General features: G+C 62.2%; 18 protein-coding genes and 3 pseudogenes. 10 read left to right on the forward strand and 11 right to left on the reverse strand.

The genetic code is table 11. The annotated features are described in order from the left end of the window. The first annotated feature begins 110 nt into the window (after positions 1 to 110). From FJ959_RS12545 to FJ959_RS12565, 5 genes are all read left to right on the forward strand, one after another. The gene (locus tag FJ959_RS12545) at positions 111 to 818 is read left to right on the forward strand and encodes an FCD domain-containing protein (protein WP_181171885.1); all 708 of its coding nucleotides are present in this window, start codon (positions 111 to 113) and stop codon (positions 816 to 818) included. Between the two features lie 248 nt (positions 819 to 1,066). Further along, a complete protein-coding gene (locus FJ959_RS12550) occupies positions 1,067 to 2,476 on the forward strand; it encodes an MmgE/PrpD family protein (protein WP_140581716.1) in 1,410 nt (469 codons plus the stop codon). A 59-nt stretch (positions 2,477 to 2,535) separates the two neighbouring features. Next, a complete protein-coding gene (locus FJ959_RS12555; protein WP_140560081.1) occupies positions 2,536 to 3,627 on the forward strand; it encodes an isocitrate/isopropylmalate family dehydrogenase in 1,092 nt (363 codons plus the stop codon). Then, the gene (locus tag FJ959_RS12560) at positions 3,614 to 4,699 is read left to right on the forward strand and encodes a tartrate dehydrogenase (RefSeq protein ID WP_140581719.1); all 1,086 of its coding nucleotides are present in this window, start codon (positions 3,614 to 3,616) and stop codon (positions 4,697 to 4,699) included. Before FJ959_RS12555 ends, FJ959_RS12560 begins: the two co-directional genes overlap by 14 nt. A gap of 448 nt (positions 4,700 to 5,147) precedes the next feature. Beyond that, positions 5,148 to 6,242 (forward strand): IS1595 family transposase, encoded by a 1,095-nt coding sequence (locus FJ959_RS12565; RefSeq protein WP_140581722.1) that lies wholly within the window; start codon positions 5,148 to 5,150, stop codon positions 6,240 to 6,242. Positions 6,243 to 6,392: 150 nt separating this feature from the next. Here the strand turns inward: FJ959_RS12565 and FJ959_RS32215 are convergent. Further along, a pseudogene (locus FJ959_RS32215) lies at positions 6,393 to 6,890 on the reverse strand (Tn3 family transposase); the annotation flags it as partial. Between the two features lie 3 nt (positions 6,891 to 6,893). Here FJ959_RS32215 and FJ959_RS12580 point away from each other — a divergent pair. Further along, positions 6,894 to 7,377: pseudogene (locus FJ959_RS12580) on the forward strand (transposase); the annotation flags it as partial. Between the two features lie 110 nt (positions 7,378 to 7,487). Further along, positions 7,488 to 7,612, forward strand: a pseudogene (locus FJ959_RS32595) (type IV secretory system conjugative DNA transfer family protein); the annotation flags it as partial. Positions 7,613 to 8,529: 917 nt separating this feature from the next. Here FJ959_RS32595 and FJ959_RS12585 read toward each other — a convergent pair. The 7 genes from FJ959_RS12585 to FJ959_RS12615 all read right to left on the reverse strand — a co-directional run bounded on the left by FJ959_RS12585 (position 8,530) and on the right by FJ959_RS12615 (position 12,912). Continuing rightward, the gene (locus FJ959_RS12585; RefSeq protein WP_140581727.1) at positions 8,530 to 9,294 is read right to left on the reverse strand and encodes an ABC transporter ATP-binding protein; all 765 of its coding nucleotides are present in this window, start codon (positions 9,292 to 9,294) and stop codon (positions 8,530 to 8,532) included. Further along, entirely contained in the window at positions 9,287 to 10,447 is a 1,161-nt protein-coding gene (locus FJ959_RS12590) for a hypothetical protein (RefSeq protein ID WP_140581730.1), read from the reverse strand. The genes FJ959_RS12585 and FJ959_RS12590 overlap by 8 nt, the downstream gene beginning before the upstream one ends. An 81-nt stretch (positions 10,448 to 10,528) precedes the next feature. Beyond that, the gene (locus FJ959_RS12595; RefSeq protein WP_246678957.1) at positions 10,529 to 10,897 is read right to left on the reverse strand and encodes a periplasmic heavy metal sensor; all 369 of its coding nucleotides are present in this window, start codon (positions 10,895 to 10,897) and stop codon (positions 10,529 to 10,531) included. A 29-nt stretch (positions 10,898 to 10,926) separates the two neighbouring features. After that, a complete protein-coding gene (locus FJ959_RS12600; RefSeq protein WP_140560075.1) occupies positions 10,927 to 11,361 on the reverse strand; it encodes a hypothetical protein in 435 nt (144 codons plus the stop codon). Next, positions 11,358 to 11,954 (reverse strand): sigma-70 family RNA polymerase sigma factor, encoded by a 597-nt coding sequence (locus FJ959_RS12605; RefSeq protein ID WP_140560074.1) that lies wholly within the window; start codon positions 11,952 to 11,954, stop codon positions 11,358 to 11,360. The genes FJ959_RS12600 and FJ959_RS12605 overlap by 4 nt, the downstream gene beginning before the upstream one ends. A gap of 96 nt (positions 11,955 to 12,050) precedes the next feature. Next, entirely contained in the window at positions 12,051 to 12,431 is a 381-nt protein-coding gene (locus FJ959_RS12610; protein WP_224704888.1) for a hypothetical protein, read from the reverse strand. Between the two features lie 46 nt (positions 12,432 to 12,477). Further along, a complete protein-coding gene (locus FJ959_RS12615; RefSeq protein ID WP_140581735.1) occupies positions 12,478 to 12,912 on the reverse strand; it encodes an EF-hand domain-containing protein in 435 nt (144 codons plus the stop codon). A 252-nt stretch (positions 12,913 to 13,164) separates the two neighbouring features. Here FJ959_RS12615 and FJ959_RS12620 point away from each other — a divergent pair, with 252 nt between their 5' ends. Genes FJ959_RS12620 through FJ959_RS12630 form a run of 3 tightly spaced genes read left to right on the forward strand, consistent with a single transcriptional unit; the run spans position 13,165 to position 14,545 of the window. After that, on the forward strand, positions 13,165 to 13,587 hold the full coding sequence (locus FJ959_RS12620) for an EF-hand domain-containing protein (RefSeq protein WP_140581738.1): 423 nt from the start codon (positions 13,165 to 13,167) through the stop codon (positions 13,585 to 13,587). A 36-nt stretch (positions 13,588 to 13,623) separates the two neighbouring features. After that, positions 13,624 to 14,049 (forward strand): BA14K family protein, encoded by a 426-nt coding sequence (locus FJ959_RS12625; RefSeq protein WP_140581741.1) that lies wholly within the window; start codon positions 13,624 to 13,626, stop codon positions 14,047 to 14,049. A gap of 52 nt (positions 14,050 to 14,101) precedes the next feature. Next, on the forward strand, positions 14,102 to 14,545 hold the full coding sequence (locus FJ959_RS12630) for a VOC family protein (protein ID WP_140581744.1): 444 nt from the start codon (positions 14,102 to 14,104) through the stop codon (positions 14,543 to 14,545). Between the two features lie 891 nt (positions 14,546 to 15,436). Here FJ959_RS12630 and FJ959_RS12635 read toward each other — a convergent pair. From FJ959_RS12635 to FJ959_RS12640, 3 genes are all read right to left on the reverse strand, one after another. Further along, on the reverse strand, positions 15,437 to 15,652 hold the full coding sequence (locus tag FJ959_RS12635; protein WP_140581746.1) for a hypothetical protein: 216 nt from the start codon (positions 15,650 to 15,652) through the stop codon (positions 15,437 to 15,439). A gap of 414 nt (positions 15,653 to 16,066) precedes the next feature. Further along, on the reverse strand, positions 16,067 to 16,210 hold the full coding sequence (locus tag FJ959_RS31740) for a hypothetical protein (RefSeq protein WP_181171884.1): 144 nt from the start codon (positions 16,208 to 16,210) through the stop codon (positions 16,067 to 16,069). Continuing rightward, positions 16,207 to 16,851, reverse strand: a complete 645-nt coding sequence (locus FJ959_RS12640; protein ID WP_140581749.1) for an autotransporter outer membrane beta-barrel domain-containing protein — start codon at positions 16,849 to 16,851, stop codon at positions 16,207 to 16,209. Before FJ959_RS12640 ends, FJ959_RS31740 begins: the two co-directional genes overlap by 4 nt. Positions 16,852 to 16,939 lie beyond the last annotated feature (88 nt).

Genomic DNA, 16,939 nt, shown 5'->3' on the forward strand with positions numbered 1-16,939 from the left:
ATTCGACGAAGGAGATCAAACCGTGGATAATGCGCTGGCAAAGCATTCGCGGCCATCGGGGCCGGGGGCAAGCGACATCTCTTGTGGCGCATCGAACGGAAGTCGAGCTCATGGCTAACGAAAACGAGAGCATGCAGGGGGTTTCGCCCATCGACTTTTTGCGCACGCGTTCCCTCGCCAATGTTGTGCAGCACGAAATAGAGCGAATGATTGTCGAGGGGGAATTCACCCCCAACGAGAGGATCAACGAAAATGCCCTGGCCCAGCAGCTCAAGGTCAGCCGGGGACCCATCCGGGAAGCCTGCAGCGCGCTTGCCGCTCTCGGCCTCATCCAGGTGATCCCCAATCGCGGCTTCTTCGTGCGCGAACTCAGCGAGGCCGAAGCCCGTGATGTCTCGGAGGCTCGCGCCTACATCTTCGCCTGCATGACCATGAGCGTTGCGGAGAGGATCACCGCCCCCGAGGTTGCCGAGTTGAGTGCGCTCGTTGATCGCATGGACGTGCTGGCCAAGACCGGCGAGGTGAGCCAGTACTATCCGGTCAATCTGGAATTCCATTCCGAACTGGCGAGGATGTGTGGCAACGCACGGCTGGCGCAAATCTACCTCGGTCTCGCCCGTGAGCTCCATATCCAGCGTTATCGTGCGTTGGCGAGTGGCGACGTGCTCGACATATCCAACCGCGAGCATCGGGCCATAGTGGAGGCTGTTGCCGCCCGCGATCCGCAACGGGCCTTCACGGCCGGGCGGGAGCATATCGTCAACGGCACGTCGCGTACGCGCAGGGCCAGTGTGGCTTTGCGCCACGGCTCCGACTGACCCACCAGCGCGACTCTCATCCATTTCTGTTGTCGACGTCGAGGAAATATACGCTGGTAGCATTTGCATGCCAGCGGTATGGCCGTCCGACGAACGTCGAAAAACCTGCTTGCCTGTCAACAAAAAATTGTTGACAGTTTACCAAAACTACCTTCCTACTCCTCTGCACCACGGTGCCATAAACGGAGCCGAGCTTGAACTCGGCACTTGGTTTGGACCGGCACACCGTTCGATGGAGAGGATTATCAATGCCCGACACCGCACATGCAGGGCTCACAAATTATGTGGCGGAATTTGTCGCAGCAGCCACTCCGGAAGATCTGCCGGCCGACGTCGTCGCCCTCGGCAAGAAGTCGATATTGGACGGCATCGGGTTGGCTCTTTCCGGCTCGGTCGCGCAGAGCGGCGACCTTGTCCTACGCCATCTCGATGAGCTTGGGCTGATGCCGGGTACCGCCACGGTCATCGGCGCTGGGCGCAAGGTCGCACCCCGCTTTGCGGCCTTCGCCAATGGTGTCGGCATTCACGCCGACGATTACGACGACACCCAGTTGGCCGTGGCCACGGATCGTGTCTACGGCTTGCTGACCCATCCTACGGCGCCGGCACTACCGGCGGCCCTGGCTATCGGTGAGCAGGTGGGCGCTACGGGCAAACAGGTGATGTTGGCGTACCATCTTGGCGTCGAGGTCGAGTGCAAGATCGCCGAGGCCATCGCGCCGCGCCACTATCAGACCGGATTTCACGCGACGGCCACTTGCGGGACCTTTGCCGCCGCTGCCGCCGCGTCTTGGCTTCTATGGTTCGACGCCAAGACCACGGCTCGCGCGCTTTCGATCGCAGGCAGCCAGTCTGCTGGCCTGCGCGAGAATTTCGGCACAATGACCAAGCCGTTCCACGCGGGGCGCGCATCGGAAAGCGGCGTCGCTGCCGCACAATTCGCCGCTCACGGATGGACTGCCACCGACAAGATACTGGAGGCCCCCCGCGGGTTCTTCCAGGCGGCCGGCGGCGGTTACGATGAGAACGCGATCCGCGGCCGCCTCGGCGATCCCTGGACGTTCGCCAATCCGGGCATCTCGATCAAGCCTCATCCGTCGGGGTCGTTGACCCATCCCGGCATGACGGAAATGGCGCGTCTCATCCGCGAGAATGGCATCAAGGCCGGGGATGTGAAGCACGTACGGGTCGGCACCAATTCCAACATGCCGAATGCTCTGATCCATCACCATCCGCATGACGAGTTGCAGGCCAAGTTCTCCATGGAGTTCTGCATGGCCATCCTCTTGCTCGACGGCAAGGCCGGGCTTGGCGAGTTCACCGATGCGACAACGGAGCGGGCGGATGTCAAGGCGATGATCGACAAGGTCGATTTCGTCGTTGACGAAAGGGCCGAAAAGGCCGGCTATCACAAGATGACGACGATCATCGACATCACGCTCAACGATGGCCGCGTCATCCACGGCGAGGCCGACTTCGGCAAGGGCAGTCCCGCCAATCCGATGAGCTACGAAGAAGTTGCCGACAAGTTCAGGGACAACGCCGCCCACGCCCGTCTTGCCCGTTCGGCGGCGGACGAGGTCGTCTCGCTGGTGCGCGACCTGGAAGAACAGCCCTCCATCGAGCGGCTGATGAGTCTGGTCGCCAAGGCCGGCTGACCGATCTTCACGGCGCCGCGGCATCAGCGCCGTGGCCGGCATTCAGAAAGGTTGGCCCGATGGCCCATCTCACGATCGGCATCCTCAATGGCGACGATATCGGACACGAGATCGTGCCTGCTGCCGTGCGGATCGCACGGAGCGCCGCCGCGCGGAGCGGTCTGGAAATCGACTGGCGACCGATGCCGATCGGCCGCTCGGCGCTCGACACGCACGGCTCGACAATGCCCGACGGCACGCTCGAGACACTTTCGACACTCGATGGTTTCATACTCGGGCCGATCGGACATCGTGCCTATCCAAAAGTGCCTGGCGCGATCAATCCGCATCCGATCCTGCGCAAGCACTTTGGCCTTTTCGCCAATGTACGGCCGACGCGTTCCTTCCCCGGTCTCGGCGCACTGTTCGACGACGTCGATCTCGTCATCGTTCGGGAAAACAACGAGGGTTTCCAGCCGGATCGCAATGTGGTTGCCGGTTCCGGAGAATTTCGCCCCACGCACGATACGACCATTTCGGTTCGCGTCATCACCCGTGCCGGCAGCTATCGCGTCGCTAGGGCCGCGCTCGAACTTGCCAGGACCCGGCGCAAGAAGCTGACGATCGTTCACAAGGACACCGTGTTCAAGCTCGGCTGCGGTATGTTCGTGGAGGAATGCTATCGGGCCGCCGAGCAGTTCCCCGATGTCGCGGTCGATGAGGTTATCGTCGACACCTTCGCCATGCGGCTGCTGCGCGATCCCCAGACATTCGATGTCGTCGTCACCACCAACATGTTTGGCGACATACTGAGCGACGAGGCCGCCGGCCTTGTCGGCGGCCTCGGCATGGCGCCCGGCCTTTGCATCGGTGAAGGCAACATAGCCATGGCGCAGGCAGCGCATGGCTCTGCTCCCGATATCGCCGGCAAGGGCATCGTCAATCCCTATGCGATGATCGAATCCACCCGCATGCTGCTGGAGTGGCTTGGCCACAACCGCGGCATTGCCGAGGCGCTCGGCGCGGCGTCCATCATCGCGGAAGCCACCATTGCCGCGCTCTCGCGGCCTGAAACGCGCACCGGCGACATACGCGGGACCACCAACACCGAAGGAATGACCAGCGCCATCATCGCTGCCATCGAAAAGGAATCTCAAAATGTCCTTGCATAAGATCGCGGTCATCGGCGGCGATGGTATCGGCCCGGAGGTCGTTGAGGCCGGCGTCGAGGTGCTGGAAGCCCTGGCCGCCGTCGAGCCAGGCCTTGCCTTCGATTTCAAGCGCTTCGATTGGGGTTCGGACTACTATCGCCGCAACGGCCGCATGATGCCGCGGGATGGCCTCGAACAGATCAAGGGCTTCGATGCGATCTATTTCGGCTCGGTCGGCGATCCCAATCTCCCCGACGACATCACGCTCTGGGGCTTGCGTCTGGCCATCTGCCAGGGATTTGACCAATACGCCAATGTGCGGCCGACGCGTCTGCTGCCTGGACTGACCGGTCCGCTGCGGCCCGAACTCGGCAAGCAGATAGACTGGGTGATCGTCCGTGAAAACAGCGAAGGCGAATATGCCGGCGTCGGCGGCCGCGCCCATCGCGGCCTGCCGATCGAGGTCGGCATGGATGTCGCCGTCTTCACACGCACCGGCATCGAACGGATCGCCCGCTTTGCCTGCGACCTTGCCATGTCGCGCCCCCGCAAGCTGCTGACGGTGGTGACAAAGTCGAACGCACAGCGCCACGGCATGGTGCTTTGGGACGAAGTCGTGCGCGAAGTGGTTCGCGACCACCCCGGTCTGACGGTCGACTGGATGCTGGTCGACGCCATGACGCAGCGCATGGTCAACAAGCCAGGCAGCATCGACACGGTTCTAGCGACCAACCTCCATGCGGACATTCTTTCTGACCTGGCCGCAGCGCTTGGCGGGTCGCTCGGCATCGGCTCGACATCGAACATCGATCCGTCGCGCAGTCATCCGTCCATGTTTGAACCCATCCATGGTTCGGCCTTCGACATCACCGGCAAGGGAGTCGCTAATCCGCTTGGATCGTTCTGGACGGCAAGCCTGATGCTTGATCATCTCGGTGAGCAGGCCGCGTCGCGACGTCTCATGGTTGCGATCGAAACCGTCACCGGTCGAGGAGAATATCTAAGCCCCGATCTTGGTGGCGCCGCCAGCACCGCCGAGGTAACCTCTGCGGTGATCGCCGCAGTTTCGGGTGTGAACAGTCCAAGCTCCTGACGCTCGCCCAGACAGAAGTTCTCATTACACGCGCCTTTGGCCAATTCCGGCCGAGTGCATTTTGGTTTCCGCAGATTGGGACGACAGGCTCGTCGAAGCATACCAAACTTAAGTTCACCATCTGCTTTACCAATGAAGGATGGATGGGGACAAGAGAGACTGCTTCGTTGCCGACGACGCATTGCCGAGCGGCGATGGTTCGATAGCTTTCGTCCAATCTCGAAAGGGTGCCCTTCAGGTTGCGCCGAGGACGACACATCCAGCGTCCCAGTTTCGGCCGACAGCGGGCCGTATTTGAGAGAATTGGTTGCAAGCTCGTGGATGATCAAAGGAGTCAGGACAAAAGCAGTTCAAAATCTTGCGCGGCCTTTATCAACCAAAGACAGCAATATCCTTGTGATGTATGGCTTTTCATGCGATTCTTCAGGCGGATCTGAAGGAGGTGAGAATGCCTGAAATGCCTGCAGCGCTTTCCAGCATTCGGACTGTTGAAGAAATGATCGTGGCCTTCCGGGATGAGCAGCATTGCCGTCGGTTACTGGAAAGCATGGTGTGGCCGGATGGCCGGATCTGCCCAGCCTGTGGTTTCAAACGCTCGATCGCGATAGCCGGCCGCGACATGGGCAGGCGGCGCGCCCGACCGGGTCTTTATCAATGTTCCAGCGGCGATTGCCGGTTCCAATTCACTGTGACGACACACACGCCTCTGCACTCCACGAAGCTTTCCTTGCGTGTTTGGCTGAAGGCGATGTGGCTGTTACTGCAATCGGACAAGGGCTTGTCGTCGGTGCGTCTGGCCGAGGCGCTCGGGGTGAGCCAGCCAACGGCCTGGCGGATGGGACATGCACTGCGGCTCATGGTGGCGCGGGATAACATGCTCGACGGCACAGTAGAGATCGACCATTTCCATCTCGGCGGAAGGTCCAGAAAGAATCCTGACGACCCGCCTCCGGGTCGCGGCCGGAAAGGCCAGGCGAACACGGACAAAACGCCAGTCATGGCAATGGTGCGGCGACCGACCGATGTCATGCCTGGCACTCCAGCCGGTGACGCGCGTGCCGCGGTCGTGACCGGTCTCTCGGTGCGGGCAAGCGAACGCGTCATTGAAGCGCAGATTGAGTCCGGAGTTCATTTGATGAGCGACGAGTGGAAAGCATTCATGGCCATTGGTGAGAGCTTTGCCAAGCACGAGACCGTGAAGCATTCCCGCGGCGAGTATGTTCGCGACGCCGTCCACGTCAATTCGGTGGAGGGCTTCAACTCCCGCGTCCGCCGTACCATCGCCGGCGTCTTTCATCATATCAGCCCGCAGCATGCCGACCTGTATTTCCACGAGATAGGCTTCCGATGGTCGCAACGCGTCGTCACAGGAAACGCCATTCGTAAAACCAGGCCTGGCCGGGAGAGCGTGCGAACCTTGTGGTCGCGCGTGCCGCCTGCGCTGCAATTGATGAATGTCTTCCGCACCGCCACGGGTCGTCAGATGCGCCGAAGCCCCGATGGCGGCATCACCATCAAATCTGCCGTAGCTGTCTTTGGTTGATAAAGGCTTCTTGCGCTAAGAGCGAACGGAGTGAGAACTTATGCGGCACGCCGTAGCCCAACCGGGAGTCTCAGCGACCGGAACCCTTCCGGCAGATGCTGATCGCTATCCCATCTGTAGATGCCGGTCAGATTGATATGATCCAGCTCAGCGGCGAGATGTGCTTGAGCAGGTGATCCGGAAATCTCGCGACGCATTTTGCGCAAGTGGGTGACGGCACGTTCAATATAGACCGTGTTCCAATGGACGATGGCGCTGACGACGAGGTTGAGGCGGGAGGCGCGGAAGGCTTGGCTTTCGAACGATCGGTCACGGATTTCGCCGCGCTCGTGGAAGAAGACGGCGCGCTTCAGCTTATGCGCCGCCTCACCCCTTGTTGAGGCCGGCCTGGCAACGCCGTCGTAGCACTGGACTTGAGTACCATTCGATCATGAACAGCGATCGCTCGATCCGGCCAAGTTCCCGTAGCGCCCTTGCGAGCTGGCTTTCCTTCGGTGATGCTGACAGCTTCTTCAGGATTGTAGACGGCACCACTGATCGCGTCGTGATCGACGCCGCCAAATGGAGCAGATCATCCCAATGATCGAGAATCAGAGCTGCGTTGATCGGTGCCCCGATATGGTTCGACAACGCCGGATAAGCATCGCCTTTCTCGAAGGTGTGGAACTTCCGATCCTTGAGGTTGCGTAGCCGTGGCGCAAGGCGGCCGGCACCAAGGTGCTGTGCGCGACATGGCAAAGGTGCCGCGTCTACTTCATGAGGAACGTGCTGGCCCATGCCGGCAAGAGTGGCCGCAGGGTCGTCTCAGCCTTCATCGCCACCGCTTTCGCCCAGGAGACGCTCGAGGCCGCGTCCGTACAATGGCGCGCCGTCGCCGACCAGATCCGGCCGAAGGTGCCGAAGCTGGCGACAATCATGGACGACGCCGAGCTCGACGTGCTGGCCTACATGACCTTCCCGAAGGAACATCGCGCCAAGCTCCACTCGGCGAATCCGATCGAGCGTCTCAACGGCGCAATCCTGCTCGAATAGAACGATGAATGGGCAGTGCAGCGGGCCCAGATATATGACTCTGGAAACGATCAGCCAGATGAGCGATGATCCCATGATCAGCCTGCCAGGCGTGGCGCGCTGATCAACCCGGCCCATGCCGGAGAGCACGGCGACCAATGCCGCCAGCTACACCACGCCGCGGGACACGATCCAACGCGTCGATCCCGAAGGAGCGCTGGAGCGACGGAACCAGAGCGCCTGGAGGGCGATCCAAAGAAGAGCCGCAAGCATCAACCGCTGATGATGCTGGACGAATTCCCTGCGCTAGGCTAGGTCGCGTCGACTTCTTCGAGACCGCGCTCGCCTTCATAGCCGGTTCGAATCCGACCCCGGGAACATTCAGTGCTGATCAAATATGGCGCAACTGCTAGAGTAAGCACCGCTGCGGGACCGCTTATGCTATACGCAGGAAGGCCTTCGGGCCTCCCTTTTGTCGTGTGCGGACGGTGGCGTTGAATGTTGCAGGACCTCGGCCCTGAATCGGATCAAGGCTTATAGCCGCTCAGCGTACCTGGCGGTTTCCGCAAGCCTTAGAGTCCCGTGGCCGTCGGCATTTTTCGGCTGCGCAAAGACCTCAAACGGAACGGTCGTTGGCGGGTTTCGCTCACGCCGAACTGCCAACTTTGTTGACCGACGCAGCTATAGCTGAACGGATCGGGAAATGGTGTAGGAGTGGTGTGGATCATACGGTGCTTTTGAAGCTATGACAGCCAAGCGCCATATCTCTCCGTAAGTCACTGATTTTTTTTGGAGAAATTTGGTAGCGGGAGAGGGATACCGTCAATACAGTGCAGCCACGGAGTTCGTTTGCTAACTCGACTTCTTTGTGAGTTACAGGGCAGTTTGCAGCCTCAAATCGTGTCCCCGCAACCACTTTCATCATAAATCAATAACCGTCCCGGTCTGACCGGGGCGGTTTTTGCGTTTAAGGGCTGTTCAACGTCCAGAATGGCTGAGTTACCGCCCCGCCCCCCCTTGGCCTCGGCGTGATCCCGCGGCTCGATACGCTGGGTGAGCCTATCGCGAGCAACAGGTTCGGGCGGTATGTCGATCGCCTAAGCCGCGTCACATAAACTGAACATCATCCGCTTTGTGTGCCTGTCTACGGATCGTCAAGTTGGCCCAAGGCTGCCGGTCGGCAATGCGCCTTATTCCGGTGGTTCGGGATGTCTTTGCCATTACCCAAAAGCAGACGTCACCCGAAAGCCATCCCCCCTCGGCAAAATATGCCGTGTTACCTCCTTTGCCAGCTCATGGGTTCCGACAGCGCCTGCATAACGTGGAGCTCAAAGGCGCCGGGCGCGTGGCTGGCCTCGGCCAACTGCCGGGCGTCCCACTCTCGGGCAATGCCGCCCTCGGCCAGAAGCACGGCGCGGCTGCACAGGCCGGGAACCGCTTCGACCACGTGGGTGGAGATGATGACGGCTCGGCGGCGGCTCGCCGCCAATGCAAGGATGATGCGTTTGACCTCGAAGGCGGCAAGCGGATCAAGGCCGTTCAGGGACTCGTCGAGGATCAGCAGCGGCGGCGCACCGAGCAGAGCCGCGGCAATGGCGATCTTGGCCCGCGTACCGAGTGAATATTCGGCGATTGGCCGGTCGATCCAGCGCTTGAGCCCGAGCCGTTCGGCGACATTGACGCCGGGCCAGTCATCTTCGGCACAGCCGCGGATCGAGGCGACGAGCTGGAGATATTGCCGGCCGGTCAGCGCCCCCGGCAGGTCGGGCGGCTCGATGGCGAGGCCGAAGCCGGACTTGGCGCGCTCCGGCGCAGCGGCAAGATCGACGCCGTCGATCGCCACGCTTCCCGCGAGCGGCCGGATCTGGCCGGTGATCGCCCTGAGCAAAGTGGACTTGCCCGAACCATTGGCGCCGAGCAGGCCAAGGATGTCACCCCGGCCGAGCGATAGATCAATCCCGCTCACGACTACGCGGCCACCATAGCCGGCGCTGAGCCCGCGAACCGCGAGGATCTCGGCAGGATCGATGCTACTATCCATGGCGATATCTCCGTTGCGCCCGATGCCACAGGAACAGGACAAGGGCGGCAAAGCCGATCAGCACCGTGCGCCCATATTCGAGCGATTCGTAGCTGGTGTAGGCGATGGCGCTGAGGAAGCTCAGCGCGGCGACGAACGGCGCCGTCATGAAATAGGCGCTGAACACCGCATAGGCGCCGTTCAGCGCCAGCAGCCAGAAGCCGCTGGCGAGCGGCATCGCCCAGGCCGATGGCTCCGCCGCCACGGCAGCGCCTGCCGGCAGGAGAAAGAAGGCTACCGACAATTGCAGGGGCAGCCGCGCCAGGCGCAGCCAGGCCCTGGTAAAGCCGAGCGGAGCCGTGCGCAGCACCGGCGAGCCGAGCGGATGGAAGCGCGCGCTCAGCATGAAGACGAGAAGGCCGCCGGTCAGGCCGGTCATGGCCGCCGGCACGGCATCGTGATGAACGAGGCTGATGGCTGCGGAAAGGGCCGCGACGACACCAAAGAAGACGGCAGCGCCCACCAGTCGCCAGGACGGGCGCACATGGCTAGCCGGCTGGCCCCAGGCCCAGCTGGAGAGCCAGGCCGGCGCCAAACGATCGAACGCGCCGAGCCAAGGCCGACGCCCGCCCGGATCGCCCGCCAGATCGGCGGTGTCGGTGTGGACCAGGTCGCGAGCGCTCCGCAGGCGCAGCACGGCTGAGACGCCGAAGCCAGCGCCAAACAGCATCGCGGCGCCGAGCCCCCAGACCGGTGCGAGTGGTTTTGCAATTACGAAACAGCCAAGGCCCACCGTCGCCCCGACGACGGAGGCAATGGGAACGCCCAGCACACACGCCGCCACCGCCGCCATGCGCCGGCGCTGCACGAGCGAGAGCGGCAATGCCTTCAGGAAGGGCGCGAAGGCGTGCGACAGGCAAAGTCTCGCGATCGCGTTGCCAGCGAAACCACCAAGGCCGAGAAGTGCCGCCGGCAAGCCAAAAGTCCACAGCGACTGCGGCTGCCGCAGCGTGGCTGCCGCCGTCTGCAAAGCGACAGCGATATCAGTGATGGCATAGGCAAGCAGAACCCCGCCGCCGAGCCCAATCCAGGCAAGGTCGCGGCGGCGCATCGAGCGCAGGCCAGCCAAGAGCTCGCGCCGGAGCAAGGTCAGGACAAGCCTGTCGTGCCGCATTGTTCCATCATCGCGATCGCAGACCGGTTGGATATCGACATAGGTCGGCGACGATTGTGCCGCCAGTAGGGCCGTCGCGCCTCAACCTCCCACGGCGGGCTTGGCGTTGACATTCTTTATCGCGGCCAGGAGATAGTCCTGCATGGTCGCCTGCAGGTTGGTCGTTGCGCTGCGCACCGCCGCCATCGCGTCCTTCACCGCCGCTTCGTCAAAGGGTTTGGCTGTTTGTGCCGCTGCCAGATTGGCGCGCGCGGCACGCAGTTCGCGCAGTGCCTGGAAGGTGCGCGCGCGGTTGTCGCGCAGCACGCCACGGAACTCCTTTCTCACCTCGGGCGGATAGCTGCTGGCAATCTCCGACAACAGAACGCGCGCCGCCGCGCCCTGGCGCTGGCCGCGCATGGCATAACCGACCAGGAAGAAGTTGACGGCGAGCGACAGCGCAAGCAGCACCAGCGTCGCCGTCCGTGTCCAGGAACGCTTCAAAGCGAGCCCTCCTCTGCCGGATCATCCGCGACAACACCGCCATCGGCCAATGACGAACCCGACGCCAACGCCAGAAGCTCCGTATCCGACGGATCGTCCTGCAGCCGCGCCACCTGGTAGCCGGCCAGCGTCACCGCCACGACCACAGCAGCGGCGCAGGCCGCGAGCCCGGTCGGACTCAAGAGCAGGCGCGGCAGGAAGGACGGGCCAGCCGAGCCGGCTTCGATGCGAGCCAGCACATTGCGTGCCAGTTCCTGGTCGTCGCCACCGGTCAGCGCCGCCTCGAGCACGAGTCGGTCGAGCGCGGCATCGGGATCGTCATTCCGCTCCGCTGCCATCAAGGCCAGCGCCTGCTGGCGGAAAGGCGCCGGCCATGCTTCGACGGTATCGCCGAAGCGGCGCCTGCATCGTTCAAATTCGTCCCGTGTCATGAGGACTTCCTTTCGCGGCCCACGGCCGCCATTGCCAAATGATCCCTGAGCGCGCGCCGTCCGCGGACAAGCAATTGCTCGGCCGAGCCGACGCTGCTGCCCATCACCTCGGCGATCGCCGCGATGTCGAGGTCGCCGACGGCCCTCAGGAGCACCGCCATGCGCTGCCGTTCCGGCAGGCGCGAGAGCCGGTCACGCACGATCGTCAATTCCTGCCGCGCCGCGGTCGTCGCTTCGGCATCCGCCTCCGGCGACGCTAACTCGTCCCTTATGTCGTCCAGCCCGATGAAACTGCGTAGCGCCCTGCGTCGACGCTGGTCGATGCACCGGTTGGCAGTGATCCGGTAGAGCCAAGTCGAAGCCCGCCCTCTGACCGGATCGAACCGCGCGGCCTGTTTCCAGACGGTCACGAACACCTCCTGCACCACATCCTCGGCGTCGCCAGCACTGCCGAGATAGCGCGCGGCAAATATCCGCAGCCCACGGCCATGGCGGGCGATAAGCTCGGACAGCGCGCTTTGGCTGCCCGCGGCGATGCGCGCCAGAAGCTCATCGTCGCCACGGGGCTCATCATGTCGCACGGCGGCGGGCATCCACGGACGAGACTGCTGGTTCGGCGAATCCGAAATTCGCATCGATCAGGCGGAGCACAGAAACGAATTTCGGATTCAAATCCATCACACCAGATGTCAGCGCCGCCAGCGGCGGAAGCCGTGGACCGTGTTGCCGTTCGGGCCGGTGAAACTGCCGGCCGAGCGGCCCCGGAACGGCCCGCGCGCCGACACTCGTTTTCCCGAAAAGGTCTGCCCGTTCGGCCCGGTGCCAGAATAGCTTCTGGCGCAGCGGTCAACAACGCCTCCCACGCATTTGGAACTCGACGTGTAGGTGCCGCCATTCGGACCGGTGCGGGTGGTCGAGCCGGTGTAGACGTTGCCGTCCTTGCCAACGCTGCGACTGATCTCGCCGCCATGCGCGGTCGGGCGCTGCCACTCCTCGGCCGAAGCCGGCGAAGCTGCTGACCAGACAAGCATCGCACCGAGACAGAACATCGGAATCTTTACCGAAGACAAAATGTAGTACTCCTTGTTTTGTAAAGGGAATGATAGCTGCCGATCATCAGTTGGCGTGCTCGGCAACCAGCTTGCGGACGGAGGCGATCTCATCGGCGGAGAGCTTGCCGTCACCATCTCGGTCCGCAAGGTCGAACAAAGGCATGCTGCTGACGAATTCCTGCTCGGAGACCTTGCCGTCGCCATTGGCGTCCATGCGCCGCCAGCGGCTGCCGAGCCGCGCCTGTGCCACCTCGGCGCGATCCTTGATCGCCTGGCGGGCGCTCTCCATCTCCTTCTCGTCGATTACGCCATCGCCATTGCGGTCGAGCTTCCTGAACAAGCGCTCGCGGGCGGCCGTCATCTCATCCTTGGAAATGGCGCCGTCGCCATTGGTGTCGATCCGTTGCAGAATGCGCTGGCCGGGCATGTCCTGTGCCTGCGCCGCAAAGAGCGGTGTAAGCCCGATGAGCAGACCCGCAATGAGTGCAGAGCGTTTCATGATGGTGGTCCTTTCGTGTCCAGTCGCGGGGAGCGACTGCTGACCGATACGCAGCGCCGGCCTGGCTCCTACGCTCGACGCGGAGGATTCTTTGCCGACCTGCCAATCTCTGTCGCGGCGGGATAGGCCGTTACGCCGGCACCATTCTTGAAAAAAATCACCTCGCGCCGCGTAGGGGCACGGAAGGCGCCGCGTAGAAGGCTCTGCAAGGACGGTCCGCGGCGGACCATCCGATCCAATGCGGAGACCAGCATGAATAAGATCGTCATGGCCTTTGCCGGCCTGCTGCTTGGCGCGGGAAGCGCCTGTGCGGCGGACGGCAGTGCCAAGGAACTCTTCCGGCGCATAGACACCAACGGCGACCGCAAGCTCGAATTCAGAGAAATCCAGGCCGCGCGGGCGCACATATTCGACCGGATGGATGCCAACCACAATGGTTTGCTCGACGCGGGCGAAGTGCGCGCGGCGGTGGAACAGGTGAAGTCGAAGCGTGACTTCCAGGCCGCCCAATTCGGCGGCTTCCAGGCGCAGGCCGACCGCATCGACCGCAATGGCGACGGCAAGATTTCGCGCGCCGAGTTTGCCGCCTTCATTCCCGACCGATTGCTGCAGGCGGACACGAACGGCGATGGCTCGCTTTCGATCTCCGAACTGCGGGCGCTCCGACGTCAGTAATCCCAACCCTTCGACCCCATCCACAGGAGTGAAAAGATGAAACGGACAATCACAGCGTTTTGCGGTTTGATGATCGGAGCTACGGTGCTGGCCTCGCCGGCCCAGGCCCTGCCGGTCGTGCCGACCTCTGCCCCGGCATCGGTCACCACAGCGCCGACGCCGGTCTGGTTTCGGCGCGGCTTCTACGTCGTCGGCGGCGGATACTACTACAATGGCTATCGCGGCTATGTGCGCGTGCGACCAGGCTATCGCTATTACAACGGCTACTGGTTCCCCGCCGCCGCCTTTGCCGCCGGTGTCGCGGCCGCGTCCGTCGCACCCTTGCCGCCGCGTCCCGCCGTCCGTCTGGAAGCAGCGCATATACGCTGGTGTTACGAGCGCTACGTCTCCTACCGCGCCTGGGACAACAGCTACCAGCCCTATAACGGGCCTCGCCAACAATGTTGGTCGCCCTATAGTTGAAGGCTCTTCGCTGAGAGCCTTCAACCCTTTCAAGGCAGCATAGGAGATGACCATGATCGACAACCGCTCGATGCCCACGAGCACGGTCATACCGGTGCTTTCGTATCCCGATGTCGAGACGGCCAGCCATTGGCTTTGCGGGGCCTACGGGTTCGAAATACGGCTGATGATCGGCAATCACCGTGCCCAGCTCGGCTTCGGAGACGGCGCCATCGTTGTCACAGAATTGAAGTCTGGCGGACTGACGCGGACAGGTGGGCCATTCGCAGTGATGGTACGCGTCGAGGATGTCGACGCGCACCACAGCCGAGCCGCGCGGCATGGCGCAGTTATTCTCAGCGGCCCAACGAGCCATCCCTATGGCGAGCGTCAATATTCCTGCCGTGACCTCGCCGGCCACAATTGGACCTTTTCGCAGTCGATAGCTGATGTAGTGCCCGAGGACTGGAGTGGCATTGCGGTGCAAAGCTCAAAGGGTCCTGATGTGGAGAGCTGAAACCAACCTGCTGCAGCGACACCGTTTGGATTGCGAAGCCGTTGCGCTGCCGGTCTGCTTTCGGCCCCATTGCGGACGTCAGACGGTCTACAATTGGCCATCGACTGGGATTCGTGGAAGCTTTTCGAACTTTCTGGGTTGCGTATCGGCCCGAATTTCGCGGGCTTATGAAGGACGTTGGGGCGGCTGAACTAGCCGCGGTGCAAACTTGATCGCGATGCTCATCTGGGGTTCGAGTCGGTAGACCGCTACATCGCAAGACCCACTATTGAGGGCGCGTTCTTTTGCTATCGCCGGCATGCAGCGTGAGCAAGTTGCGTTCGATGCCGTGCGGTCGAAAATCGCGACCCGTGGCGATGATGGATGGGGCAGATACGTAAATAAAATCAGCTAGTTACGAGCTTTTGTGTGCAAAATTCGCACACGAAAGTTCTGCTTCTCTTCTTTTTTCGTTCCCACGACGGAGCCGCCGACAGCCCTTCTCGGATGCTCTTCTGCCGACGATATTGACCGCTCCAATGCGGATGTTCGCCGGGATATCCGTGAACCTCATGATCCGCCGCGGCGTCCAGTTTGCCTGGGCTTCCTGGAAGCTTTTCGAACTTACTGGGTCGCGTCCCAACCCGAATTACATGCGCTTTCGGTTTGGCTGGTGGAGCGTTATCCGCACAATAGAATTCCGCACATGGTTTCCGCACACAAACCATTCTTCGGATCGCTATCCGGGCGCAACTTAGGGCGATGTCCGGAAAGCGGTCGTATTCCGGACATCAACCGTTGGGGCAGGCACGTGTTCAGGGACCAGCGGGACTGGGCGATGCGGCGCCAATCCGATCCTGCACGCGAGGCTGGCGCAATGGCTTCCGCCCTTGCTGCTGCCGACGATCTCTCCTACTGCTGATCGGGCGCTTGCAGGGCGGAGATGCAGTGTTCCAGCCGGTGCAGTCGCCACTTGCGGGAATGGATGTGATAGCCGAGCTCGGTGAGCCTTCGTGGCCTCAAGGCCGCTCTCTCGGAAACCAGCTCACCTTCCAACTGGGCGATTTCCTGCCTGAGCTGTTGAGCATCAGCAAGCCGCAGTTGCCGAATCCAGCTTCGACCGCGCATTCTCGGTGCTCCGAATGCTCTAAGAAAAGTCTCGGAGACCGCTGCTGCTAGGGGAGTTGATCGGGCGCTGTTCGAAGTCAAGCAATGTTCTATCCTGCATTCGCATTCAATGGCTCGCGCCCGGCGAGGCTTGTGCCGCAAACCCGCGTTTCAATATGCCTCAGCATCCCCGATCGGCAACCCTTCAAGTGCACATTTTCGAAGATCGGATCTGGACGACGTCGACCCGCGCTCTGCGCCTCAAAGTTACGAATCAGCGGAAGGAAGATCATGGTCGGGTCGCGGGCAGGGCGCCAGCCTGCCCAGGCCGTCCACCACTAGCCGGTCTGCACGCAAAAACCCGCCAGCCAGTCTGACGGGGCGATGCTCCAGTAGCGCTTGGACTAGCACTGCATGCGGGAGCCCACGGTGCCGTCACGGAGCGGCTGTCGCCGAAGTTCTCAAGGGCGGTTTTCGCCAGCGCTTCGCATAGATCGAGTATTTGTCGTTGTCGAAGTTGATCGAGCCGCCGATACCGATGCCGTCCCACAGATTGTCGCTCTTGCTCTCGAAATTCACGCCGCCGACACCCACGTTCGAGCCGCCGTAATAGAGGCTGGCGATGCCGTAGATATGGGACCGGTTCGTCTTGCCGGCGCCGTTGTCCCACTCGGTCTGCCAATCGAGCGTGATGCCGAGCCGGGCGTCAGGTTGTCGACCGAGCCTAGCGACACCGGTGCGCCGAGCACGTCGGTGAAGTCGTCAAAGTTGACCGCCGAGCAGATCAACTGCGCCTGCGGCGTGGTGAGCCATTCCTGCGTCAAGGCGATGCGCTTGCCGGCCTCGATGCTCAGCGCGTAACCCACGCCCTTGTTATTGTCAGCCATTCTTCCGGCCAGATTGGAGTCGAGATCGCTGTCAAACCAGGTGACCTGCGCCTGTCGGTCGACATAGAACCCGTTGGTTGCATACCAAGTCAGCGTGCCGCCCACGCCATAGCCCTTGCCCTCCACCGAACCGTCGGCCGACGGCGAGCTGACGTCCGCCGAATAGGTCCCGAAGTTCAGGCTGACGCCGCCGACCAGTTCGCCGCCGTCGGTTTGGGCAAGAGGCTTGTCCACGCCCGCCCTGAACTTCCAGCTCGACAGGTCGTAATCGGCGCTCGCGGGCCTCATTTTATATTGTGGAGAGCTAATGGATTTTCCGCCCGGCAATTCCAAGGAGCGAGCTCCGCAAGCCGAAAGGGAGGTAGTTGGGTTGGGTCGCAGGCAGGGGTAGGTGGCGGACGCAGAGCAGGCCGTGTTTGGC

This window comes from Mesorhizobium sp. B2-2-4 (assembly GCF_006442375.1).
Lineage (GTDB): Bacteria > Pseudomonadota > Alphaproteobacteria > Rhizobiales > Rhizobiaceae > Mesorhizobium.